Consider the following 26,111-nt stretch of genomic DNA (forward strand, 5'->3'; position numbering starts at 1 on the left):
CGTCAGTCCCCCTGATATCCCTTTCTATGAGTCGAATGGATCGTTCTGTGACATTTTCTGGCTTACCTTGTTGGCGCCGTAGTGGATCAACCAATTCCCTCCGACAAAGAGCGGGATGTAGATGATCAGTGAGACCAAGAAAACGCTGAAGAAATATTTGAGCTCGGTCGCACTGTTGTCATTGCCAAACAGGATCGCGCTGCGGATACCGAAAAAAAGAGCAAGTGCAACACCGATAATGAGCCCCCATATCGCCGTACGCATGCTGAACGAAATTTTGCTCCGCTGGTCATGGACCTCCACTTCATCCGAGTAAATCCCCAGCGCCACGCTGCGTATCCCAAAATATAAGCTTCCTCCCAGTATGATCAGCATTTCCAGCCAGACGGACTCCGTTCGCGGGAGTGCAAAAGATTTGATGATAACGGAAATGCTGCATATGATCATGATCAAGGTATACACCTCTTTATATAACTTGTTCTTTAGATTGACGATACGCTCATCTTCAGCCGTGCTCTTCTTAAACCAATTCAAGCTCATCATTCCTTCCTTTGGTTAGAGATAGGTTTTGAGATTTTCTGGATACATGCATTGTAATAGTATTTACGTCTTTTTGCAATATATATATGTCATTTTGAATTTAATATTTGTCTTTTTAAGTGAGCAGGTGAATAGAGCTTCAAGCACTCATCATAGTCCATAGGGGGAGCTAATTCTTGATATTTTTTGCTGAACCGGATGCTTGCGCCGGAGGTTTACACTCTGTGCTCGCGTGTTAAAATTGGAATAGGGCATCTCTCTTGCCCGAATTGATGTCAGGAGCGTGTTTTTTCGTGATCCATTTCATTCGTTTACGTTAATGTGAGGTACAGATCAAAGTAGGCTCGGCCCTTTTTTTTTGACAACTGCGGCCGGAGTTTATTTTTCTGTGCCTTTTTCATTGCGATCAATCGAATGAAAGGGTGATTTTGCTGTGTCCAACAATGAAAAATTGATAAAAAAAGCACGAAAATTTTCGATACACGAGAAGATGTTTCAATGCCCGATTTGCGGCGGTGCCATGAAGGTAGAACGGATGGCCAGCCTGGAATGCGAGAACGGGCACTGCTATGATATATCCAGACAGGGATACGTAAACCTGTTGAACCATTCATCCAAAACCAAATACGATAAAGCCTTGTTTGAGGCTCGAAGAACGATCAGCGGCAGCGGCTTTTTCGGCCCCATGGTAGAAGCGGTAACGACTCGCCTGATCCAGGAACTGAAGTCCCAGGAATCCGTGAAGCCCGTAAGACTGCTTGATGCAGGCTGCGGGGAGGGCTCCCATCTATCCGCCATTTTACGTAAGCTTCGGGAGCAGCGAATGGTGCCGGACGTTCTCGGTGTGGGTATGGATATTGCCAAAGAGGGAGTTGTAACGGCTGCCAAGACATTTCCGGACCCTATGTGGTGCGTGGCCGACCTGTCTCAGAGCCCGTTTGCCGACCAACAGTTTGATTACATTTTGAATATTCTGTCCCCTGCTAATTATTCGGAGTTCAGGCGGCTGCTAACGAGTGACGGAATGTTGGTGAAGGTAATTCCGGGGAGCATGTATTTGCAGGAGCTTCGCGCTTTGCTTTATACAGGTACAGGTAAAGAGACGTATTCCAATGACGGCACGATGGAGCTGTTCATCCGTCACTTTGAACGGATCGAATTCGAAGAGCTTCGGTATCGCGTCATTCTGGATTCCGAGCAGATGAAGCAACTGATTCACATGACGCCGTTATCCTGGGGCATTTCAGATGAGCTTATTGAACGGATACCGGATGGAGAGAGGGAGGTAACCGCCGACTTCACACTTCTGTATGGATGGATATGAGGTAAGTATGTTCCCGTCTTAGAGTTGCGTCATATTTTGCTAAAGTGATCCTGTTGGGAGATAATAGGAGTTATCTACTTCAATATGAAAATAAAAGGTGGTTAACGATCCATGACACTTCGATTGAATCCGTATCTCATTATGGATGGGAATGCTAAGGAAGCTATTCAATTCTATGAAAAAGCGTTGGATGCCCAGGTCGTTATGGTTCAGACCTTCGGCGAAATGCCGGCGAACCCTGATTTTCCGCTGCCGGAGAGCGCGAGGGATCGCGTTTCCCACGCTTTGCTGAAGGTAGGAGAGACGGATCTGATGTTTTCGGATACATTTCCCGGTCAACCGGTTGAATCCAGCAATCAGGTTCAGATCTGCATCATGACCGACGCACCCGAACACGCGAAGCGGTTCTACGAAGCGCTGCTTGAAGGTGGCCAGGTGGTTATGCCGCTGCAGGAGACGTTCTGGAGCCCGGCCTACGGGATCGTTGCGGACAAATACGGCGTATACTGGAATATCTCAACCGAAGTTGAAGCGCAGAAGTAGATTCTACTCCTGTAGGTATAATAAAAGGGCCCTGACGATTTGCCGTCAGGGCCCTTATTCGGTTCAAAAGGCATAATCTACGACTCGAATTGTATAAGCGTGTTTTTCGACCGGTCAAGCGTCTGAAAGCGCTTCGGGTCGAAGATGGGCTGTTATAACTAGCTAACTCGATGCTTAGTGACTACAGGACTAAGGAAGTGTATATATCCCCCACTTTGAAAAATGGAATCGCGAAAAAAAGGCATGTTTTTCGCGAAGGTGCTAGGGAATGAAGTACGATGTACCATGAAATAATCGAGCTCGGAGCAAGCAGGTTATAGTCTAAAAGTTAGGGGTTCGGAATTCCTATTGGAAGACAACATGCCATTAGGTAAAATATCCCTTATTGACTATCTATAAAAGAGGGGCGAAATTCGATGAGATTGGTGCGAAAATCGGTATTGACCATCTGCAGCCTTTTGCTTGCAGTCTCGGTCCTATTTCCGCAAACAACGGTTCACGCAGCGGATCAGAAATGGATGAATCAAGTATGGAGCGAGTATAAATCCTATAACAAGAAGACGGTAGATGCGTATAACAATTACCAGAAACAAGTAGACAAGAAATATAAGGTGTTTTATGATGCAAGCCATGCGTCCCTGGATCAGCTGGAGAAAAAAGTGCTGGAGGATCAAAAGCAGTGGGACGAGAAGCTTCAAGCAGATCTGGATCAGCTGAAGCTGAAGTATGAAGGGAACCGTGATTTAAAGGATAAGCTGACACAATATGAACGGTTGATCAATCCAAGCTATTTAAACAGTCCGATGTGGAAGTATGCGAAAGCCGCAGACCGGGATTATTTGAACAGCACCCTCTGGAAGCTAAGCAAAGAAATGAACGAGGGTTATTTGAACAGCTTGATGTGGACATACAAGAAGACGATCACCCCGAGCTATTTGAACAGTTCCGCATGGAAATTCAGCAAAATGGTCAGTGAAAGCTATTTAAACAGCCCGATGTGGAAGCTTCGTAACGGATCGAGTACGTCGTATCTGAACAGTCCGATGTGGAAGTACAAACAGGGGAAAATCAGCAAGGCAACAGCTAAGAGCCAATACAGCAAGCTGTTTAAGGAACAGACAACCGCGATCTCCAAGGGCAATGCTGCAAGAAAATCCGAAATAACGAAAATGGCAAGCGGTACGCAGAAGAAGATAGGTGAGCTATACAAGGAAACGGTAATCACACTTGAGACACGCCGCGAGGAGGCATTGAAGAGCATCTCCGACCTCCGGACAGAAATCACCGGGGAAGGCTTGCAGTGGGAAGCGCTGCTCGTGGAGAAACCATAATATCGTAATATTATCTCTTACAAGAGAGGAGCTGTCCTGCTGGTCTGAACATGACCAGAGGACAGCTTTTGTTTTTGTAAAAATGAAAACAAGAAAATGCAGGATATTCTTTGACTTTGACTGCTTTTTCAAATAATATTATGTCTGTAACCTAACAAAAACTAACATAAATAACACGGGAAATGAACGACAAATTCGCACTTAAGTAGGTAGATAACGATGAAAACGAAAGTGACGATTCAGGAAATTGCCGATTTCACGGGCGTATCTAAATTCGCGGTATCCCGTGCTTTGTCGGGAAAGTCGGGCGTCAGCCCGCAGACCAGGGACATGATTCTGAAGGCAGCGGGGCAACTGGGGTACTTTAAGGATCAGCCGAACCAAGCCGCGGGGAAAAACCAGCAGCTTCAAGATCCGGAGAACAGGAAATGGGCGGGGGCGGTGCTTGTTCTATTCCCGAATGTCCGTTATCAAAATCGGGAATCCCTCTATTGGGGACCGGTGTTTGACGGCATATCTACTCGTCTGAATCAGAAGGGGCTGGACATTCTCACGCTGACGGAGCCATCGAATGACCATATGTTCACTCTGCTAAATCCCCAGGGCATTCTCGGGATTGTGACGGTGGGCTCGGTATCCACCCAAAATTTAATGGATATCAAGAAGCTGAACATTCCCGTGGTCATGGTGGACCACATGGACCCGGCTTTTCAATCGGACACGGTATTCACCGACAATATGCACAGCATGAAACAAATCATGACCAAGCTGATCAGCAGAGGGTATAAAAAGTATCAGTTCATCGGCAATATCGAAGATGCCCAGAGCTTTTACGAGCGCTGGATCGGCTTCTCGTCCGCGCTGGCCGATTACAAAATCGAACATCGTCAGCTGCCTTCCCTGATCAGCCCGGAGATTGAGAATATACACGCAGCGTTAGAAAAGGTCCTTGCCGGAAGCGAGCTTCCGGAAGTGTTTGTTTGCGCCAACGATATCACCGCCATGTTTGCAATGGAGGCGCTCAGGAAACAGGGCATCGACGTACCGGGCCGCGTACAGGTGACTGGATTTGATAATATGTACGATAACCTGCCGATTATGGCAACCGTCAACATCGATAAGGAACTGCTCGGGATGCGTGCCGTCGATCAATTGCTGTGGCGGATATTGAACCCGGATTCCAATTACGAGCGGCTTTTAATTCAAGCGGACGTCATTGTTAGGGATTTGAATAACGCAACACGCGATACGGATGAAATGTAAGCTGCATTGTCATATTCTCACGTTAGCCCCGGTGTCTCCATGACATTGGGGTTTTTTATATATTCATAACAAAAAAATAACGAATATTATGATCGTATAAAGGTCCACTTCGCTGGATTCATTGAAATATATCGTTGATATATAAGGGAATGTATCGAAAAAAGCCGAGTTGTGCAGAAATAATTTGTAATCGCTGTCACTAAATATTTATGTTATTTTTAATAATTAATTAGGTTTATTGTTATTATTATCATAAAATATATTGACGAGATTACAATCGAAGTGATATATTTTTTGGCAAACAGGGATAACGGATTGGGGGCGAGGATAGCAGCAGGGAAAACTGTGAATTAATCCATTCAATATCATCTTAGGGGTACATGCAGCTTTTAAACAGGGCGTTTAACAAATAGGGGAGGTTTTTAGCGTGAGAAAAATGAAAGGGCTTTCTTTATTGCTTGTCTGTTTATTATTTTTGATTACGGCCTGCAGTGGGGGAGGCGCTAAACAAGCGGAGACACCGCCTGCGACTCCGGCTCCTAGCACGGACAAGGCAGCTGAGACTCCAAAAGAAGAACCCGCTGAACCTGAAGCAGAACCTGTAGATCTAGGCGGCCGCGTAATTAAGGTTGCTTCTTGGTGGGACCTGAAGCCGGCAGGCACAACAGCCGGAGAGAAAGCCCGCTTGGAGAAGATTGCCGAAATCGAGAAGAAATACAATTGCAAAATCGAGTTTGTTAACGTTCCCTTTGAGGAGTACATGAATAAATTTACGACAAGCGTGCTGGCAGGCGAGCCGTTTGCCGATATCGTGCAGCTGGAGTACAAATCGGCACTGCCGGCTATTATGAAAGGGCAGATCCTGCCGATCAGCGAGTTTACGACGGATCAGAACAATATCAATAACGAAGCCGATCTGCAGGCGAAATATCCTGCCATTGGCGGAGGAGAATACGGCTTCGATAATCCGACCTCCATCGGACTTGGACTTCATTACAATCGCGATTTGTTTAAGAAGAACGGCCTCCCGGATCTTCAGGAGCTGTATGCCAAGGGAGAATGGAACTGGGATAAACTCATGGAGATTGCCAAGCAGGCAACCAAGGATACGAATAACGACGGGAAAACCGACGTATGGGGCTTCTCCGGTTGGGCAATTGATGCCGTTAAACATTTCACCGCCGCTAACGGGGGCAAAATCGTTGATGATTCCAATGGCAAAGAAGGTTTGTCCGATCCGAAAACATTGGAAGCTGCCGAATTTGTGAACCGCCTCTACAACGTGGAGAAAGTGGTTAAAGTCAAGAGCGGCAACAAAACGAACTGGGAAGAAACAAACACCTTTAAAGACGGTGATGTAGCCATGTTTACGGCAGCGGAATGGATGCTCGGCGACATTACGTTCGAGGTCGGGGTGGTTCCGATTCCTAGCGGTCCGCAAGGCTCCCCGGAAACAACGTATGCCAATACCGCCGCATCCGCGAAGTTCATTCCAAAGGGCGTGAAAGATCCGGCCATCGTCTATCAAATTTATGAAGAGACGTTCGATATACCGCCAACAGAGGAATATCCGGGCCAGGATTACCTGGAGAGCATCTATACCAATCAGGAAGACATCGACATGATTCGCGAGCATATTGCCGGAACCGGTGTCATCACGGTCGACGAAGCTTACACGGATTACCCTACTGGGGCTTTCATTGAGGATATTATCGTGAACAATCAATCGGTAACCGCTACGGCCGAGAAATATAAACAACAGGCGCAGGCTGCTGTCGATAAAATGGGCAAATAAGATGGACGGGGGCGTTAAAGCTTAAAGCCGCGCCCCCTTCTCCTGAACAGGGGGATGAACATTGACACTTCATGTGCAGCTAAAAAAATGGATGAATCGACTATTGATTCTTTTGGCGGTCATGGCCGCTTTGATTCTGTTTTTTAATAGAGGGGGAAGTGAACCCGGATCCGGCATCAAGGCGGAAGACAGCCGGACAGAGCTTTCGTTGGAACGTCCCGCATCGCTGGTCAAACTCAGCACGCAGCAGGGAAAAAGCATTTCGTATGCCCAGTATTTGTCGGATCATGACGGAAAGAGTCGACCTGATCGTGTAATCACGATTCCTGCGGCGGAATACAGTCGTGCCGACGGCGGGGAATTCCGCAGACTGGAAGCCTATGAGGGTCATCCTGGAACCTCGCTTTTTACGGGGGAGAAGGGGGAGGTGGAATGGAAGGTTCATGTAGAGGAAGAGGGAATGTACAATCTGTCTCTGCTCTATTATCCAGTGGAAGGAAAGAGCTCCTCTATTGAGCGCTCCATCCGCATCGACGGGAAGCTTCCCTTCCAAGAGGCTGGCTATTTGCAATTCGATCGGATCTGGGATAACGCCAAGGACGGCATCGATCAGGATAACCAGGGCAATGACCTGAGACCGAAGCAAATCGAACGTCCGGTCTGGGTCGAGGCAGTGCTGAAGGATGCGGACGGATATATCACGGAGCCGTTTCTTTTTTACTTTGAAAAAGGAGAGCATACCGTGTCTCTTACAGCAGCAAGGGAGCCGATGGTGATCGGGGAGCTGAAGCTTTTCAAGCAGGAGCGCCCGCTGACGTACGCCGAGCTGCATCAACAGTATGAGGCTGAAGGTGCTCGAATAACCGAAGGAACTTTACTTACGATTCAGGGTGAAGACGCAGTCGCCAAATCATCACCGACCTTGTATCCGCTAAGCGAGCGTTCGAGTCCGAGCGTCAGTCCCTACAGCGCCTCAAAGATCCGAATCAATACCATTGGCGGTTTGAACTGGCGACTGCCCGGGCAGTGGATCGAATGGGAGCTGGATGTACCCGAGAGCGGGCTCTACAAGATTGCATTTAAATCGCAGCAAAATTTTGTGCGGGGCATGTACACGACGAGAAGGCTGACGATCGACGGGAAGGTTCCGTTTGAAGAAATGAACCACGTTCCGTTCCAATTTAAGAACGGATATCGCATGGACGTGCTTGGAGGCGATGAACCCTATCTGTTCCGGTTGGAGCAAGGTAAGCATGTGTTACGCCTCGAGGCGAGTCTGGGTGAATTCGCTCCGCTCATTCAAGAGGTGGAGGACAGTCTGCTGAACCTGAATGCCATGTACCGCAAAATTTTGATGATCACTGGCACGAGTCCGGATGAATTCCGCGATTACCGCGTGGAGCAGCGGATACCGGAGCTGCTGGAAATCTTCCGATTCGAAAGCGACAGACTGAAAGTCATCGCGGCCAGATTGGTTGAACTGTCGGGACAATCCGGCGATCAGGAGGCGCTGCTAAAGACCATGGCGCTTCAGCTGGATGAGATGATCGCGAAGCCGGATACGATTCCGCGCAGGCTGGAGGCTTACAAGACGAATACCGGCGGACTTGGAACATGGCTGCAGCAGGCTAGGGAGCAGCCGCTCGAGATCGATGCCCTCTATGTTGCCTCGGCCGATGTCAAGCTGCCCAAGAGCGGGATGGGTGCCGGTGATAAGGTGAAGCATGAGGTGTCGACGTTCATCAGCTCCTTCTTTATCGATTACAACAATATCGGTAATGTCGCGGATGCGAAGAATCAACGTTCGATCACGGTATGGATCGGCAGCGGTCGCGATCAGGCCAATACCATCAAGGCGATGATTGACGAGACCTTTACGCCGGAGACCGGCATTAACGTCAATCTGAAGCTGGTCAACATGGGGACGCTGCTCCCCGCAACTTTGTCGGGACAGGGACCTGAGGTCGCGATGCAGATCGGTAATGATCTGCCGGTGAACTTTGCCATGCGGAACGCGGCAGCAGACCTGACGCATTTCCATGATTTCGATTCGGTAGCGGACCGATTCAGGGACAGCGCTTTGGTGCCTTACCGATACCTGGACGGCGTGTATGCGCTGCCCGAGACGCAAACCTTCAATATGATGTTCTACCGGAAGGATGTGCTGGAGGAGCTTGGACTTGAAGTTCCGAAGACCTGGGACGATGTAGCCAGCCTGCTTGCCGTATTGAACAAAAATCATATGCAATTCGGTCTTCCCGTTGTGGCGCAGGCACCGGATCAGTGGACTACACTGCCGCCGAATTCCTTGTATGCGGCGCTCCTGATGCAATCCGGCGGGCAATTCTACCGCAACAACAATCAGGAATCGGATCTGGATTCCAAGATAGGGCTGGAAGCCTTTAAACAATGGACGGAATACTACACGGATTACAAGCTGGAGCGGGAGTATGATTTTGCGAACCGGTTCCGTACAGGACAAATGCCGATCGGCATTTCCGACTACACCACCTATAACCAGCTGTCGGTGTTCGCGCCGGAAATTCGTGGCGTATGGGGCTTTGCGCCCGTTCCGGGAACCGTTCAGGCGGACGGCACGATTGATCGCACCGTTCCAAGCGGTGGCAGTGCCGTGCTGATGCTGGATGATGCCAAGGATAAGGACGCGGCCTGGGAGTTCCTGAAATGGTGGACCAGCGATGCAACGCAGACCAGCTTCGGCCGCGAGATGGAAGGCCTGATGGGCGCAGCGGCACGCTATCCGACCGCGAATATTAAGGCGCTTGACAGTCTGCCGTGGCCCGTTGCCGATTATGAGAATTTGAAATCGCAATTTGAATGGGTGCAGGGAATTCCGGAGGTGCCAGGCGGCTATTCGACGGGCAGGCATCTGTTTAATGCCTTCTACCGAGCGGTGATCAGCGGCATCGAGCCGCGGGAGGCCTTGATGGATTCCGTGCAGTATATTCACGACGAAATCCGGACCAAGCAAGAAGAATTCGGCGAGCCGCAGGGATAGGGGGAATCCAAATTGCATAATGTCAGCCTTCAGGATCCTGAGGTTACGATCTCTGCCGCTGTTCACCCGGTGAAGCCGCAATCATGGTGGAAGCGGAAGCTGGCGGAGATCAAGGCCAGCAAGCATTCCTATATATTGCTTGCGCCTTATATGATCCTGTTCACGCTGTTTACCGTTTTTCCGGTCGTTATTTCCATGATTCTCAGCTTTACGTACTTCAACATGCTGGAATTTCCGCGGTTTGTCGGTTGGGATAATTACACGCGTTTGTTCCTGGAAGACGATATCTTTCTGGTTGCGCTGAAGAATACTCTTCTCTTCGCCGCCATCACAGGACCCATCAGCTATTTGGCCTGTTTCCTATTTGCGTGGGTCATCAATGAGCTGGGTCCGCGGCTGCGGGCGTTCATGACTCTGATCTTCTATGCGCCTTCGATCTCCGGGAACATTTACTTCATCTGGCTGATGATCTTTTCGGGCGACCGCTACGGCATAGCGAACGGCATGCTGATTAAGCTGGGCATCATCCTGGAGCCGATCCAATGGCTGAAGACCGAAGCGTTGATTATGCCGATCATCATTTTGGTCCAGCTGTGGCTCAGCCTCGGAACCGGCTTCCTGGCTTTCATCGCCGGTCTTCAGACCGTTGATAAAACGCTCTACGAAGCCGGTGCCGTGGACGGGGTCCGCAACCGTTGGCAGGAGCTGTGGTACATCACGCTGCCTTCGATGCGGCCGCAGCTCATGTTCGGCGCGGTCATTCAGCTTACGACATCGTTTGCTGTGGCCGATGTATCGATTGCGCTTGCCGGTTTCCCGAGCGTGAATTATGCGGCGGAAACGATCGTAACGCATCTCATCGATTTTGGCACGACTCGTTTCGAGATGGGTTTTGCTTCGGCGATTGCGACCGTGCTGTTCATTCTGATGGTGGGAACTAACCTGATCGTCCAAAAATTGCTGCGCAAGGTAGGTGAGTAGACGCATGAGGGTTACATACGAACTTCCAAAAAAACGGGGCAGCCGCCTGCTGAACGTAAGTCTTAAAGGGCGCAGCAAACGGGTAAACCGCTCCTTCATGGGCACCTTCTCCCTGTTTGCGCTGCTGGCGGTGTTCGGCGCTTTCATGGCGCTGCCCTTGGTGTATGCCATCAACAATGCCTTCAAGCCGCTGGACGAGATTTTCCTGTTCCCGCCCACGTTGTTTGTCCGCAATCCCACGTGGAATAATTTTTCCGATTTGATCAACCTGCTCGGTCAGTCCTGGGTGCCGTTCTCGCGGTATATCTTCAATACGGTATTCATTACCGGCGTTGGCATTGTCGGGCACGTAATCTTTGCCTCCGCTGCGGCATATCCGCTGGCCAAGCACAAGTTTCCGGGCAAGGTTTTTCTGTTCCAAATCGTGGTGTTGTCTCTGATGTTCACGCCGGTCGTGACGGCGACGCCGAACTATATGATCCTGTCGTGGCTGGGACTGATCGACACCTACTGGGCGGTAATTATACCGGCATTCGGTTATTCGCTCGGCCTATACCTGATGAAACAGTTCATGGAGCAGATACCGGATGCCCTGCTTGAAGCGGCCAAGATCGACGGAGCCAGCGAATACCGGATCTTCTGGTCCATCGTGATGCCTAACGTGAAGCCGGCGTGGCTTACCTTGATTATTTTGCTGTTCCAGATCCTATGGGGGACCGATGGCAACGGCTTTATTTACAGCGAGCAGCTCAAGACCCTGCACTATGCGTCCAATCAGATCATTCTGGGCGGTATATCCCGGGCCGGCGCAGGCGCGGCCGTGGCAGTCATCCTGATGAGTGTGCCGATTGTGCTCTTTCTGTTCTCGCAGAGTCGGATTATCGAGACGATGGCCACATCCGGGATGAAGGATTAGGGGGGATCACATGTCAGCGAAAAAATGGTTGCTATCGCTCGCGGCGGCCTCCCTGCTGCTAACCGGCTTGATGCCGGGGAGTGCATCCGCCAGTGCTCCGTATGAGAGCTATATCTACAATTATTGGGAGGAAACGGTTGCCGTGCCTGCAGCCTATCTGCCGGTACGCTCCGTGACGGGGAAAGATCTGGGTATCGGGGAGTTTTTGGAGCCCAGCGATATGTATGTGTCAGAGGCGGGGAACATCTACGTGCTGGACAGCGGCAATAAACGGATTGTATGCCTCGATGAAGCGTGGAATGTCGTTCGCGTCATTGATGCCTTTATGAATGAAGGGAAAGAGGACGGCTTTGCCAATCCTTCCGGCATCTTCATTGACGGGGACGAGAACATCTATGTTGCTGATACCGACCATCAGCGGGTTGTCGTATTAACGGCGGAAGGCGCGCTTGTCCGGATCATTGAGCAGCCGGAATCGGATGTGCTGCCTCAAGGCTTTCAATTCATCCCGCTGAAAGTAACGGTGGATGAAGCCAAGCGGGTATTCGTTGTCGCACGGGGTGTTTATGAAGGCATTATGCAGTTTGAGGAGAACGGTACCTTTCTCGGTTACGTCGGAACGATTAAGGTAAAACGCGATTATGGCGATTATTTCTGGCGACTGGTATCAACGAGTGCCCAAAAAGCCCAGATGAGACTGTTCATCCCGACCGAATTCTCCAATCTGGATATCGACGCCAAAGGATTCGTTTACGCCACGAATATTGATGTCGGGTCCAAGGAGCCGATTAAACGCCTTAATCCGTCAGGTGAGGATGTGCTGAAACGCTTTGGCTACTTTCCGGTTGCCGGGGATATTTATTATCGGAGAACGGTAGGTCCCTCCAAGTTCGTTGATATTAAAGTGCTTGGCGACGGGATTTACAGCGCGCTCGACTCTACTCAGGGACGCGTATTCACCTATGATGAGTCCGGAAACCTGCTGTATGTCTACGGCGGCATCGGGAATCAGCTGGGCGTGTTTAAGACGCCGGCGGCGATTGAACAGCTTGGAGACCGTCAGCTTGTGCTGGACCGGGGAAAGGCAAGCATTGTCGTGTTCGAGCCAACCGAGTTCGGGAAACAGGTTAACCTTGCCGTACGCCACCATTATCGCGGGGAAGACGCGGAGGCGGAAAGGTACTGGGAACGCGTGCTTCAGCTCAATGCCAACTATGACATCGCTTATATCGGTATAGGGAAAGCGAAGCTCATGAAGGGGGAGAACAAGGAAGCCCTTCGATATTTTGAGTTAGGCATGGACCGCAAAAATTATTCCGTTGCTTATAAACGCTACCGCAGAGAGGTCATGAAGGAGCATTTCGGCACCATTTTATCGGTTGGGACCAGCGTTGTGCTGCTCTATGCGGTCTATAGAACGGTGAGATACCGAAAGCAGAGGAGGGAAGGGAAGCATGAAACAGGATTATCTTAAATTCCCCCTTCATTTGATTGTTCACCCCTTCGACGGATATTGGGATCTAAAGTACGAGAATAGAGGTCGTCTCGGGGTTGCTTATGTCGTATTGGTGCTTGTGGTCATGGCCATGATTTTGCAGCGGCAATACGCGGGATTTCTGGTCAATTACAATGATCCGCGGACGCTGAGCAGCATCGACGAACTGATCTTTATCGTGCTCCCGTTCTTTCTGTGGTGCGTCTCCAACTGGTCGGTCACCACGCTCATGGGCGGGGAAGGGAAGTTTAAAGAAATCGTGATGGCCAGTGCGTATGCCCTGATTCCGATGGTGCTGATTTATCCGCCCATGACGCTGGCGAGCCGGTTTATGGTGCAGGAAGAGACCGTGTTCTACTATCTGCTTACGACGGTTGCGGCGATTTGGTTTATCGGGCTGCTCTTTGTCGGCACGATGACGGTTCATCAGTACTCGGCCGGCAAAACGGTCGTCACGATGTTTCTGACCCTGATCGTAATGGGCATCATCGTATTTCTGGGCACGCTCGTGCTGAGCATGATGCAGCAGATTTACACGTTCGTTGTCAACGTTTACCGAGAGATCCTATTCAGGCAATAGAGGAGGCCGCATCCGTGGAAAAAAGAAAATGGCTGTACACGGTGCTTGCATGTACCGTTATAACGTGCATGGCTGCGGGCTTTCTGATCTACGTGAATCGGGGAGCACCGGCAGTTGACGTGGCGGCTTACCGAATCGCGGCAGCTGAGTCGACGCCGGGCGGTGAGCTGACCCTTCTGAACGATTCGACAGACGGCGTAGCCGGTATGGATCTGGTAGCGGAGACGGCGGCGCTTGCTCTGTATTATCATCCGGAAACGACCGAGGTGGCGGTACGGGATAAACAGAGCGATACGATATGGTACAGCAATCCGTCAGACCGCATGGAGGATGGAATTGCCTCGCCGTTTGAGAAGGAAGTGCTGTCTTCGCAATTGACGCTGACGTTCCGGGATGCGATCGGCACGCTTGAGACCTATCCGAACTATACGTGGAGTGTGATGAACGGGAACTACACGGTGGAAAGCTTGGACAACGGAATTCGCGTCACGTATACGCTTGGAGATGTGTCGCTCGGAATCGACGCCTTGCCGAAATACATCTCACAGGACCGATTGCAGGAGAAGGTGATCAGCAAGCTGGATGAGTCGCTGGCGAGATATGTGCAGGCCCGGTATTACCCCATGAAGGATAATCCGGCGATGCTGGAGCGATTGGATGACCAGATCAAGAAAGAGCTGGTGCTGAAAAAAATGCTGGGGGCGTTCGAGCAGGCCGGCTACACCGCGGAGGATCTTGCCTTTGATAACGAAGCGGGCGGAGGAGCCGCCGCAAGTGCCTCTTCGAAACCGCAGTTCAAGATTCCGCTCGATTACCGGCTGGAGGAGGATTCGCTGGTCGTTTCAATTCCGCTTGACCAGGTAACGGAAAGCGAGAGCCACCGTCTGCGCAGCGTGGAGCTGCTTCGTTATTTCGGCGCGGCCGGCTCGCAGGAACAGGGATATATGCTGGTCCCGGACGGCAGCGGCAGTCTCATTAAGCTGAATAACGGCAAAGTGAAGGAAGAGCAGTACGTGCAGCGGATATACGGCACCGATCCGAATAATAACAGCGGCAGCCGCGGGCAGGTGGCGGAGCAGGCGCGGATGCCCGTGTTCGGTATGAAGAGCGGTGATCGCGGCTGGTTTGCCGTGATTGAAGAAGGCGACGCCATCGGGAGCGTGTCCGCTGACATCGCAGGGAAGCAGAACTCGTACAATCATGCATTCAGCAGCTTTGCCGTGCGCGGCGAGGATATGCTGGAGCTTTACACCGGCAGTACGGTGCAGGAGATTCAGCTGCTGAATGACAAGCTCTACAGCGGCAATCTGGCGGTTAGATACAGCTTCCTGTCGGGTGATGAGGCCAGCTACTCGGGCATGGCGCGCTTGTATCAGCAAACGCTCGTGGAGGATAACCAGCTGACTCCACTGGAAGAAGACGAGGGGATCCCGTTCTATCTGGATATGCTGGGCAGCGTGGATAAACGGAGATCTTTTCTGGGCGTACCTTATGATGCCGTCGTCTCGATGACCACCTTCGAGCAGGCAGGGGAGATCGCCGCTCTTCTGAATGGCGAGGGCATCGCCAATCTCCGAATGCGTTACCTCGGCTGGTTCGGCAAAGGCGTCCATCACAAAACCCCGGTGAAGGTAAAGGCTGATCGCGTGGTAGGAAGCACAGCGGAGCTGAAGGCCCTATCCCAGCAATTGAAGGATTCCGGCGGCGGATTGTATCCGGATGTTGCCTTTCAGCACGTCTACCATGACGATGGGGCGTTCACGCCGTCATCCGATGCATCCCGTTTCGTGACCAGGGAAACGGCAGCGCTGCATCCGTATGACCGGAACATGAACCGGATGGATTCTTATTACGGTACGTACAATCTCATGTCGCCGGCGAAGCTTCCCTATTACGTGGACCGATTCGCGGGGCAATATGAACGCTTTGGCATCGGGGCTGTGTCATTGCGGGACCTGGGCGATGTTCTGAGCTCGGATTACCGGGTGCAGCGGGTGGTGTTCCGTGAAACCGCGAAGCTTATCGTGACCGATCAGCTGCAGAAGCTGCATGAGGTCTATCCGGATACGATGATTTCCGGCGCCAATGCATACAGCTGGGCTTATGCCAGCCACGTGATCGATGCACCGACGTCGAGCAGCGGATTCGGGCTGACGGATGAGGAAGTCCCCTTTTATCAAATGGTCATTCACGGATACCTGGATTATGCGGGGGCAGCAGTCAATAACCTGAATGAGCAGGATTTACGCAAGCAGCTTCTGCAGTCACTGGAATCCGGATCAGCTCCGCACTTCCTGTGGTCATATGAACAAAGCTCGAAGCTGAAGTACACGCGTTTTGATGACATGTACTCCACCCATTACAAGGATTGGTTCGAAGAAGCGGTTTCCTTGTACAAGGAGCTGAATGAGGTGCTGGCGCCGCTCCGGACGCAGCGGATGGTGGAGCATAAGCGGCATGAAAGCGGCGTGGTCGAAGTGAGGTACGAGAACGGCACGTCGATTCTGATCAATTATACCGATCAAGCCGTCGATGTTAACGGGGTCCTTGTGGAGCCGCAAAATTATGCTGTAGGGGGTGGCCGGGCATGAAAATGAGATTGTCCCTGACTCAGAAAAGATCCATGCTCGGTCTCCTTTTCATCGCACCATGGCTGATCGGTTTCATCTTTTTGTTTGCCGGACCTTTGCTCCAGTCCATCCTGTTCAGCTTCAGTAAATTGAACATTTCCCCCACAGGCTATGAACTGGAGTCGGTTGGATGGAGCAATTTCAACACGGCGCTGTTCGTGGACGCGAATTTCAACCGGATCTTGACGGAATCGATACTGGGCATGGTGGTGGACGTTCCGCTGATCTTGTTCTTCAGTTTGTTCTCCGCCATTCTGCTGAATCAGAAATTCAGGGGGAGAGCCCTAGCAAGGGCGATATTCTTCCTGCCGGTCATCCTGGCGTCAGGCGCAATTTCCGCAGCGGAAACTTCCGGTCTGATTAATCTGGTCGGAAATGCTACGGTGGCGGAGGAGCTCGGGCAAGCTTCCGGGCAATTCAATGTGCTGTCGATGGTGCGCATTTTATCCGAGGCCGGATTTCCCCTTACCGTAACCGAGTATATTATCGGGGCGGTCATGAGGATCTACGATATTATCAGCAGCTCGGGTGTTCAGATTCTGATCTTTCTTGCCGCCTTGCAGGCCGTCCCGGGTTCAATGTACGAGGTCGCGAAGATCGAAGGGGCTACCGCTTATGAATCGTTCTGGAAAATTACCTTTCCGATGGTCAGTCCGCTCATCCTGACAAACATGATTTATACCATCATCGATTCGTTCGCGGACAGCACCGTGACCCGGACGATATACGAGACGGCTTTCAAAACGCAGAATTTCGGGCTCAGTGCTGCGATGGCTTGGCTGTATACCATCTTTATCAGCTTGCTGCTGATTATTATGGGGATCATCGTCTCAAGGAAAACCTTTTATCAAAACTAATGGCTAAGAGATTCCTGACGGTACAGGAAAAAAGGAGGTCCGTATGGCATCGATTCGGGATCGCTCGGACGAAACGGCTCAGGAACGAATGAACCGGTTCAAGAACAAGGCGCTGCCTATTCTGTGGGCGGTGTTCCGCTACCTGCTGATCATCGGCATTACATTCATCATCATCTATCCGATCATCTCCAAGTTCTCTGTGGCGTTTAAAGACAAACAGGATATTTATAATCCAACGATTTATATGATTCCGGTGCATTTCACATTGGATAACTTCAAGCTCGTGCTCGACCTGCTGGATTATTGGCCGCTGCTGCTGAACACGATGATTTACGTATTCATCACGATGCTGCTGACCACGATGTCGACCGCGCTTGCCGGATATGGCTTTGCCCGGTTCACCTTTCCAGGAAGCAACCTGCTGTTCGGCCTGGTCGTGCTGACGATCTTGATTCCGATGAGCACGCTGATGGTACCGATGTATTTGCATTTTCGCAGCTTTGATATTCTGGGGCTGGTTCATTTGTTTACCGGAAAAGAAGGTGTTAACCTGCTGAACAGCTACTGGCCCTCGATTATTACTTCGGCTACGGCCACCGGGCTTAAAGCCGGACTGTTCATTTATATCTTCCGTCAATTTTTCCGGGGGCTCCCGAAGGAGATTGAGGAAGCTGCGCTGATTGACGGTGCAGGCGGGATTAAGACGTTTTTTGCGATCATGCTTCCCAATGCGATTCCGCCGCTCATTACGGTGACGCTGTTCTCGTTCGTCTGGCAGTATAACGACACCTTCTATACCTCGCTCTTTATGAGCGAACAGTCCCTCATGCCGCTGAAAATCGCTTCGCTGCCGGCGGACGCCAACCAGTTTCTCCCGGCTCTGATGGGGCTCGGCTCATCGGCCAAGGCCGATCCGAACTATGTGGCGCTTGTGGTGGATACAGGGATTTTGCTGGCCATTCTGCCGCTGATCGGACTGTATCTGTTCGTGCAGCGCCATTTTGTGGAGAGCGTGGAGCGTACGGGGGTTGTCGGGTAGAGGCTGCTGCAGGGCAGGTGCATCGCCGAAGGATCGATATCATCTCGGAGGATAGAATGCCGTGTCGGAGGATAAGTCTTGTGCTTTGTTGCGGGCGGCAACCTTCACCTAATAAGAACTTACAGGACAGGAGTGAATCGCATGACAAAAGCAAGCAGCACCCGCTTTGAGGTCCAGCCGGACCTGATCAACCCGGCCGCTTCCGATCAAGCCAAACGGCTAATGGAGTATTTGTGCAGCATCTACGGCAAACGGATGCTGACAGGGCAGCAGATTGGCGTTGTATCCACGCCGGAGTTCGACATGATCCACGAGGTCACGGGGAAATACCCTGCCGTCGGCGGATTCGATTTCATGAATTACTCGCCTTCACGGGTGGAGCGCGGAGCCGAGTGTCAGGACACGGATCTGGCGATGAAGTGGTGGAATCGCGGCGGGATCGTGACCTTCTGCTGGCACTGGAACGCCCCGAAGGATTTGGTGGATTTGCCGCCGGATCGGACCTGGGGCAGAGGCTTTTACACCAATGCGACAACCTTTGATATCGCACAGGCGATGGCGGAGCCTTCATCGGAAGAGTACGGCCTTATCATCCGGGATATCGATGCTATTGCAATCGAACTTAAGCGTCTGCAGGATGCCGGCATCCCGGTGCTGTGGAGACCACTGCACGAGGCTTCGGGAGGCTGGTTCTGGTGGGGGGCCAAAGGCCCCGAGCCTTGCATCGCGCTCTGGAAGCTGATGTACGAACGCATGACGCATCACCACGAATTGAACAACCTCATCTGGGTATGGAACGGGCAGCACAGGGATTGGTATCCGGGCGATTCCTACGTCGATATCCTCGGAGAGGACATTTACCCGCCTGCCCGGGATTACGGTTCGCAATCTGAGCGGTTCCGCACGGCTTTATCGTATACGGATACGGCAAAAATCATTGCGCTGACCGAGAACGGCGTCATTCCCGACCCCGATCTCATGCTGGAGGACGGATGCCCGTGGGCATGGAATTGCACGTGGTATGGAAACTTCGTGTTCACAGAAGAAGGAAATGAACGGAGGTATTCAGAAGAGTATACGGACGAGCAGCAGCTGATCCGAACCTATCATCATCCGTTTACGGTCACGCTGGATGAGCTTCCGGATCTGAAAGGCTGAGCGGCCTTGTATCTGACAGGGATGCAGGCATAAGGCGCAAGTAACGACTGTAGAGCTAGAGTGGAGAACAAGCTGATGCGCGGAGAAGCCATATCTGTATGGAATATGACCCGATCCGCATCAAATAAATATATAGAGATGGAGAGACTACATCATGAATCATAACGTTATGACCTTAAACCAATGGAAATTCAAAGCGTGCGACGAATCCGAGTGGCTTCCGGCACAGGTGCCGGGCTGCGTACACACGGACCTGCTGAAAAATGGCAAAATCCCGGATCCCTTCTACGGAACGAATGAGCATGACCTACAGTGGATCGACAAGAAGGATTGGGAGTATGAGACGACATTTGACCTGGATCCGAAGTTGAGCGCCCAATCCCGCATTGAACTCGTATTTGACGGCCTGGATACCTACGCGGAAGTATTCGTCAACGGGACGAAGGTGCTTTCCGCGGATAATATGTTCCGTTCATGGCGGATCGATGTGAAATCGCAGCTAAAGATTTCCGGCAACGTGATTAACATTCGCTTCCGTTCCCCTATCCAGGAGGATCTGCCGAAGCTTGCGAAGCTCGGATATCCGCTGCCGGCTACGAATGACCAGTCTGAGCTTGGAGGCCTGGGCGATCAGAAACTGAGCATATTTTCCCGTAAAGCGCCTTATCATTATGGCTGGGATTGGGGACCGCGGTTTGTGACCAGCGGAATCTGGCGGGAAGCCCGGATTGAGGCTTGGTCCGAGGTGCGAATCGATGACTTGTTCATCCGTCAGGATGAGGTTACGGCTGACATGGCTAGAGTTACCGCAGTAGCTGCAATCGAAGCGGGGCAACCTTGGCAAGGGGTGCTGCGCGTAACCGCAGGCAGTCAGGTATGGGAACAGCAGGTACAGCTTGAAGAAGGCCGTCACTCGGTTGAATTAAATCTTGCGATTGCGGAGCCGAAGCTGTGGTGGTGCCGCGGCCTGGGCGAGGCTCATCTGTATTCGTTCCATGCCGAGCTGGTGGAAGCGGAACGGATCGTTGCAGGGAAAGAGGTTAGAACCGGCCTGCGCACCGTCAAGCTGGTACGGGAACAGGATAGCCGCGGCACTTCTTTTTACATCGAGCTTAACGGCACGCCTGTGTTTGCCAAGGGGGCAAACCATATCCCGAATGACAGCTTCATAACGGAAGTGACGGCAGACCGTTACCGTCATGAAATCGCGTCCGCAGCGGAGTCCAACATGAACATGCTGCGCGTATGGGGCGGCGGTATTTATGAAGAGGACGTATTCTACGATCTGTGTGATGAATATGGAATCATGGTATGGCAGGATTTCATGTTCGCTTGCAGCATGTATCCAGGCGACGAGCCGTTTCTGGAGAACGTACGGCTGGAAGCGGAGGAGAACCTGGTCCGTCTGCGGAATCATCCGAGCATCGTGCTCTGGTGCGGCAACAACGAGATTGATTCTGCATGGGCGCATTATGAAGAGAAGGGCGGCTGGGGCTGGAAGCAGGACTATACCGAGGAACTCCGCGAGAAGATCTGGAGCGACTACGAAAAGGTATTCCACGAAATTCTGCCTGAGGCAGTAACCGGTTATGCACCGGGCGCGGAGTATTGGCCTTCATCCCCGCTGGTATCGCTCAGCCATGACAAGGAGCAGCATGCCAATCCGTCCACAACGAGCGGAGATATTCATTACTGGGGCGTATGGCATAATACGGAGCCGTTTGATAACTACAATGTTTATGTCGGCCGGTTCATGAGCGAATACGGATTCCAGTCCTTCCCGGAACCGAAGACGGTCCGTACCTACGCCGAAGACGGTGATATGGAGCTGGAGTCGACAGTCATGCTGGCGCACCAGAAGAACGGTGCCGGCAATCGCTTGATCAAGACTTATATGGATCAATATTATAATGAGCCGAAGGATTTTGAAGCTTTCCTGCATATGAGCCAAATTCAGCAGGCCGAAGCAATGAAGATGGCGATTGAAGCCCATCGCCGCAACAAACCGTACTGCATGGGCACGCTGTACTGGCAAATGAATGACTGCTGGCCGGTCGCTTCGTGGGCGGGCATGGATTATCTCGGCAGATGGAAGGCGCTGCAATATGTGGCCAAGCGCAGTTTCCGGGATGTGAGTCTGTCGATCGAGTCCAAGGACTCCGAAATTCTGGTCCATCTTGTATCCGACATTTCAGAAGAGGTCCAAGGGACTCTTAAGGTTCAGTTATTCGATTTTAATGGAAAAGAGCTCTATGTATCGGAGCAATCGATCCGTGCGGAAGAGCAGGCGTCGCTCGTTGTGTTCCGAGCTGTGAACGAGGAACTGCTTCGTGGACATGATCCAGCTGAGGTCGTGCTGTTGGCGCAATTGCTTCAGGACGAGGACGTGGTAGACAGCAAAACATTCTATTTCGTGAATGACAAACAACTTCGTCTGCACAGCCCGACCATCCACGTAAAAGAGGTCGAGGGAAGTAACGGCACCACGTTTGTGCTGGAGAGCAACGTGCTTGCCCGCCACGTATGGCTGTCGTCGGAAGCGGAAGGCTTCTATAGCGATAACTTCTTCGACTTGATACCGGGCATTCCGATGACGGTTTCCTTCAACTGCCGAAATAACGGAGAGCAGGCATTCGTACCGGGCAAGCCAGGCCAGGTCGAGGTTCGGTCCATGGCTGATTGTATTGACCCGGCGATGGTGCTGGCGATATAAAAAAGAGACTATAATAGATCCGCTAAAAAGAGCCGTCCCTTCAACCGATTCTGGTGAAGGGGCGGCTTGCTTGTCTTTAGTGGAGCCATGAATTTGATGCTAACCATTTCTTTGTTGGCATAATCATAAGCGGGTGATCACGGGGGTCGACACCTTGATCTGGATACCTTTAAGTGATAAAGGGTATGCCATGGGTTGTGATACAGGTCGGATGTCAGCAAACGAAAAGAAGTCCGGCACGCTGCTATCAGTTATTCTAGGTTGGTACACATCCTGTTGGACATGCTCATACCCCATAAGCAAAGATCGGGAAGGAGGCTGAACATGAAAAAACAAGTTATGTTCATCCATAGTGCAGGCCCGCAAGGTATTCACCAAGGCAGCAGCGGCTTGATCGCTCATCTACAAGAACAGCTCGGTGAAGCTTATCATGTTATATCCCCAGGCATGCCCGAGAATCTGGATTGTGCTCTGTGGAAAGCGCAGATAGCTAGTGAAATCGAGGAACTGGATGAGGAGCTTTTCCTCATAGGCCATTCCCTAGGCGGCTCGGTGCTACTGAAATATCTATCGGAAGAAGGTTGCAAGCGAACCATCTCTGGACTGTTCTTGGTCGCGGCCCCCTATTGGGGCAAGGACGAGAATTGGCAGCATGAAGAGTATACGTTATCCAAGTCATTTGCAGCCAAGCTACCGCACATATCAAAGTTAATTCTATACCACAGCCGTCACGATCCAGTAGTACCTTTCGCGCATGCCCAGCACTACGCGAAGCAGCTGCCCCAAGCCGTCACCCGAACATACGAGGGTGACGATCACTACTTCGGCAAGGGCTTGCCCGAGCTTGTGGACGATATCAAGCGCATGTAATCCAAGCCTTCAATCTTCGTCTGTTCAGCCACCCCTGTATATGTGAATTACAGGGGCGGCTTCCTCTCACCACCCTCCCAAAAAAGGGAGAGAGTGGCTGCGCCGCGGCTATCCTTCGTCCTTTTAAATGGTATACGAGATGCATCGAAGCATGAGCCAACAAGGCATTACTTAAAGGTACTGCTCCAGCGGAGAAGGCGGAATGATTCTGGAGAAGCGATAGCGGTCTCCCGAAAGCTTTCTGAAAGAAAGCTGCATCGTAAGCGTAAACCGCACCCGGATTTCTACACTGGCCCATTCATTCATGGAAATCTGGGGGCAACAGAGATCGGAAGAATCATCCGCATGCGGAGCGATGCAAAGGGCTACCGTGTCCTTAGTGACGTTATAGTAGTTAGTGGCGCATATAAACCTCGCATCAATCAAAACCACCCGTGTGAACGGGTGGTTTGCTCTGCGGCTGAAAGCCTTTGTTACTGGCCAGCCCTAAAGGGCATTGAATCGTTCGCCAACCGCACTACTTTTTCGGCTACCCCTTAAGGGGTCTTCTAGTTCTTCTTCTTTCGTTTGCTTCCTGTTTCTTCTCCTGTGAATGGATCTATATACTCTTCCAGCGTCATTTGCTCTGCAACCACGTCTTCTTGTAACTGATTTCGTATATACTCTTCAATCACTTTCTTGTTCCTTCCTACCGTGTCCACATAAAACCCTTTACACCAGAATTTTCGATTCCCATACTTATATTTTAAATTTGCATGGCGATCAAATATCATTAAGCTACTCTTCCCTTTTAGATACCCTATAAATGATGACACACTTATTTTCGGCGGTATACTTACCAGCATGTGTATATGATCTTTACATGCCTCTGCTTCTATAATTTCTACACCTTTTCTTTCACACAATTGTCTTAGTATTTTTCCTATATCTCTTTTCAATTTCCCATAGATCACTTGTCTTCTGTACTTTGGTGCAAACACTATGTGATACTTACAATTCCATTTTGTATGTGCTAAACTGTTCACATCAGATGCCATCTGATCTCCTCCTCGTGTTTTAAATTTGGTTGGCGAACCGAATTTATCTTAACACTTCGGAGGATTTTTTTTATACAACGCTTAAGCTATCCTGAACCATACGCATAGCGTATGGTTTTCTTTTTACAAAATAAAAAAAGACGACATCAGCTTTTCGCTAATGTCGTCCTCTTTTTTACTTGCTCGCTTTATATGCGCTCAAGAATTCCTTCACCTTCGCCGGATCGGCCACCAGCTCGTTGCCGGTTTTTACGATTGGGCTGACGGTGGAGTAGGCTTTGATTTTGTTATTGTTGTAGTAAGTCAAAATTTCATCCTGGTTGATGGAGTAGAGCACGGCTCTTCTCAGATCATCGCTTGTTGCCACATCACGGTTCTTCGTGTTGAACAGCAAGTAGGATACGGCGTTGCTTTCGATCGTTTGCAGCTTCAGCTTGCTGTCGCCTTTAACCACATCGTATTTCGTTTCAGGCACGCCGTAGTACAAGTGAATCTCGCCGCTGCGCAGTGCGGAAAGCGTGCTGTCCGCATCCTTGATAAAGCGCACCTTCACTTGCTCGATTTTCGGTTCGTGCTCGGTGCCCTTCATGTAGCCAGGGTTTTTGAAGAAGGTCGCTTCATAGTCATTTTTGGAAGACAGAATATAAGGACCGCTGGCATACAGCGTGTTGTTATATTTGTCGCCTTCGGTTACCGTGTTTTGGTCGCCGTAAGGGATGTCTTTGTTCACATCGAATTTCTCAACGTCATACGTGTTGATGGATTCCACTTGTTTCTTCGATACGATACCGGCCGATTGGTGAGCCAGGTAGTTCAACACTTGCGGGAACGGCTCAGTGGTCGTCAATTTAATGACTTGGTATTTACCGTCTTTCGTGCTTGCTTGATTCTTGTCGTCAACGAGGGAAGTGATCTTGGTATCCAAGCCAGCTTCCAGCGCATCCTTAATGCTTTCGCTGCCACCGGATACTTTGGTGTTCTCCAGTGCGCTCAGATCGGTTACAGCTTCAACCGTGTTGATATGCTCGTGAAGCGTGTAGGTGCGGTGATCCGGTACCGAATTTTTGTCTTTGGCTCTGTTCATGGAGAAGATGACATCGTTAGCGCCTACGCGCTCGCCGGAATCTTCAGCCTTTTTGTTTGTGATTTTGGCAAAGTTAATGTCGTCTCTAAGAATGAAGTAATACTCCGAGTTGCCTTCGCCAATGGCATGGTTATAAGACAGCGAGCCTTCGGATGTGATCTTGTCATCATCGGTCAGGTTGATCAGACGTACGTTCATGTTGGTGTTGATGATGTTGATGGAACCGTCATTACCCTTGATTGGATCAAGAGAAGTCAGTTCGGAGATCGATTGGGACAGAATCAGCGGCTGCGAAGCACGCTTGGATTGGTCTTTGAAATCAACGGCTTCCCAAGGAAGGGAACGGGATTTCGAGAGACGGACGGAATTTTCGTCCAGGACGTCCTTGTTGAACGCTTGGCTCTTCAAGGAGATGTACAATGGTGCGATATAAGCTTTGTCTGTTACAAGACGTTGTTCCAGCTGTTTGTAAGTCTCAACAGCGTCTTCAGGCGTTTGCGTTGCTGCTTGGTCGATCAGCTTGTCCACTTCTTCGTCGGACAGGATGCTGTAGTCGCCGCCGGTTTTGAACAGGGAACGTACGGCATAGTCAGGGTTACCCGTGACGGTAGTCCAGCTGGACAGCGCGATGTCGTAGTTGCCGGCATCCTGCTGTGCCTTGAAGCTGCCGTAGTCCGCCTGCAGATTCAGCTTCACGTTGAAGCCGTTCTTCGTGAGCTGGTCGCGAATGATGTTGACATCGGATTCGTTCGAGCTCATGCCAAGCAGTTCAATATTAACAGCGGATGTGTCTGTAGCTGTATCCGATGGTTCTTGCTGATTTTGCTGTGCATCATCTTTGGTTGTTACGTTGCATCCGGCCAGTACAATAACTAGCGAGAGAAACAGTAACAGCAAGGAACTCTTTTTCATTGGTGATACCCTCCTGAGTTGTAT

Annotated in this window: 20 protein-coding genes; 16 read left to right on the forward strand and 4 right to left on the reverse strand. The window is 50.9% G+C overall.

Annotated elements, in window-relative coordinates:
• Positions 1–24: 24 nt before the first annotated feature.
• The gene (locus tag MKX98_RS06775; RefSeq protein ID WP_339224349.1) at positions 25–540 is read right to left on the reverse strand and encodes a DUF6773 family protein; all 516 of its coding nucleotides are present in this window, start codon (positions 538–540) and stop codon (positions 25–27) included.
• A gap of 451 nt (positions 541–991) precedes the next feature.
• Between MKX98_RS06775 and MKX98_RS06780 the strand changes: the two genes are divergently transcribed.
• The 16 genes from MKX98_RS06780 (at position 992) to MKX98_RS06855 (ending at position 23,054) form a co-directional block, all read left to right on the forward strand.
• Entirely contained in the window at positions 992–1,864 is an 873-nt protein-coding gene (locus MKX98_RS06780) for a putative RNA methyltransferase (RefSeq protein WP_339222225.1), read from the forward strand.
• A 111-nt stretch (positions 1,865–1,975) separates the two neighbouring features.
• Positions 1,976–2,407 carry a VOC family protein gene (locus MKX98_RS06785; RefSeq protein WP_220686315.1) on the forward strand — a complete coding sequence of 144 codons (432 nt, stop codon included), beginning with the start codon at positions 1,976–1,978 and terminating at the stop codon, positions 2,405–2,407.
• Between the two features lie 416 nt (positions 2,408–2,823).
• The gene (locus tag MKX98_RS06790; protein ID WP_220686314.1) at positions 2,824–3,738 is read left to right on the forward strand and encodes a hypothetical protein; all 915 of its coding nucleotides are present in this window, start codon (positions 2,824–2,826) and stop codon (positions 3,736–3,738) included.
• Positions 3,739–3,957: 219 nt separating this feature from the next.
• A complete protein-coding gene (locus tag MKX98_RS06795) occupies positions 3,958–5,001 on the forward strand; it encodes a LacI family DNA-binding transcriptional regulator (RefSeq protein WP_194541268.1) in 1,044 nt (347 codons plus the stop codon).
• A 427-nt stretch (positions 5,002–5,428) separates the two neighbouring features.
• The gene (locus MKX98_RS06800; RefSeq protein ID WP_194541269.1) at positions 5,429–6,796 is read left to right on the forward strand and encodes an extracellular solute-binding protein; all 1,368 of its coding nucleotides are present in this window, start codon (positions 5,429–5,431) and stop codon (positions 6,794–6,796) included.
• 61 nt (positions 6,797–6,857) lie between these two features.
• Entirely contained in the window at positions 6,858–9,815 is a 2,958-nt protein-coding gene (locus tag MKX98_RS06805) for an extracellular solute-binding protein (RefSeq protein ID WP_220686313.1), read from the forward strand.
• Between the two features lie 12 nt (positions 9,816–9,827).
• Complete coding sequence (locus tag MKX98_RS06810; RefSeq protein WP_216533217.1) at positions 9,828–10,796, forward strand: sugar ABC transporter permease; 969 nt, start codon at positions 9,828–9,830, stop codon at positions 10,794–10,796.
• Positions 10,797–10,800: 4 nt separating this feature from the next.
• Positions 10,801–11,712 (forward strand): carbohydrate ABC transporter permease, encoded by a 912-nt coding sequence (locus MKX98_RS06815; protein WP_071221217.1) that lies wholly within the window; start codon positions 10,801–10,803, stop codon positions 11,710–11,712.
• A 10-nt stretch (positions 11,713–11,722) separates the two neighbouring features.
• Entirely contained in the window at positions 11,723–13,186 is a 1,464-nt protein-coding gene (locus MKX98_RS06820) for a gluconolactonase (protein ID WP_339222231.1), read from the forward strand.
• Positions 13,167–13,787 carry a Yip1 family protein gene (locus tag MKX98_RS06825; RefSeq protein WP_339222233.1) on the forward strand — a complete coding sequence of 207 codons (621 nt, stop codon included), beginning with the start codon at positions 13,167–13,169 and terminating at the stop codon, positions 13,785–13,787. Before MKX98_RS06820 ends, MKX98_RS06825 begins: the two co-directional genes overlap by 20 nt.
• A gap of 14 nt (positions 13,788–13,801) precedes the next feature.
• Positions 13,802–16,378 carry a DUF5696 domain-containing protein gene (locus tag MKX98_RS06830; protein WP_220686310.1) on the forward strand — a complete coding sequence of 859 codons (2,577 nt, stop codon included), beginning with the start codon at positions 13,802–13,804 and terminating at the stop codon, positions 16,376–16,378.
• Complete coding sequence (locus MKX98_RS06835) at positions 16,375–17,274, forward strand: sugar ABC transporter permease (RefSeq protein WP_220686309.1); 900 nt, start codon at positions 16,375–16,377, stop codon at positions 17,272–17,274. The genes MKX98_RS06830 and MKX98_RS06835 overlap by 4 nt, the downstream gene beginning before the upstream one ends.
• A gap of 43 nt (positions 17,275–17,317) precedes the next feature.
• Positions 17,318–18,313, forward strand: a complete 996-nt coding sequence (locus MKX98_RS06840; protein WP_220686308.1) for a carbohydrate ABC transporter permease — start codon at positions 17,318–17,320, stop codon at positions 18,311–18,313.
• Positions 18,314–18,454: 141 nt separating this feature from the next.
• On the forward strand, positions 18,455–19,471 hold the full coding sequence (locus MKX98_RS06845) for a glycosyl hydrolase (protein ID WP_220686307.1): 1,017 nt from the start codon (positions 18,455–18,457) through the stop codon (positions 19,469–19,471).
• 154 nt (positions 19,472–19,625) lie between these two features.
• Entirely contained in the window at positions 19,626–22,184 is a 2,559-nt protein-coding gene (locus MKX98_RS06850) for a glycoside hydrolase family 2 protein (protein WP_339222236.1), read from the forward strand.
• Positions 22,185–22,508: 324 nt separating this feature from the next.
• Positions 22,509–23,054: an alpha/beta hydrolase gene (locus MKX98_RS06855; RefSeq protein ID WP_339222238.1), complete on the forward strand. Its 546-nt coding sequence runs from the start codon at positions 22,509–22,511 to the stop codon at positions 23,052–23,054.
• A 171-nt stretch (positions 23,055–23,225) separates the two neighbouring features.
• Here MKX98_RS06855 and MKX98_RS06860 read toward each other — a convergent pair whose 3' ends face one another.
• The 3 genes from MKX98_RS06860 to MKX98_RS06870 form a co-directional block, all read right to left on the reverse strand.
• Positions 23,226–23,360: a hypothetical protein gene (locus tag MKX98_RS06860; protein WP_267907841.1), complete on the reverse strand. Its 135-nt coding sequence runs from the start codon at positions 23,358–23,360 to the stop codon at positions 23,226–23,228.
• A 242-nt stretch (positions 23,361–23,602) separates the two neighbouring features.
• Positions 23,603–24,091 carry an IS200/IS605 family transposase gene (gene tnpA, locus MKX98_RS06865; RefSeq protein ID WP_071223663.1) on the reverse strand — a complete coding sequence of 163 codons (489 nt, stop codon included), beginning with the start codon at positions 24,089–24,091 and terminating at the stop codon, positions 23,603–23,605.
• Between the two features lie 175 nt (positions 24,092–24,266).
• Positions 24,267–26,087 (reverse strand): ABC transporter substrate-binding protein, encoded by a 1,821-nt coding sequence (locus MKX98_RS06870; protein ID WP_194541280.1) that lies wholly within the window; start codon positions 26,085–26,087, stop codon positions 24,267–24,269.
• Positions 26,088–26,111: the final 24 nt, after the last annotated feature.

The sequence above is a fragment of the Paenibacillus sp. FSL W7-1332 genome (assembly GCF_037969785.1).
Lineage (GTDB): Bacteria > Bacillota > Bacilli > Paenibacillales > Paenibacillaceae > Paenibacillus_AQ.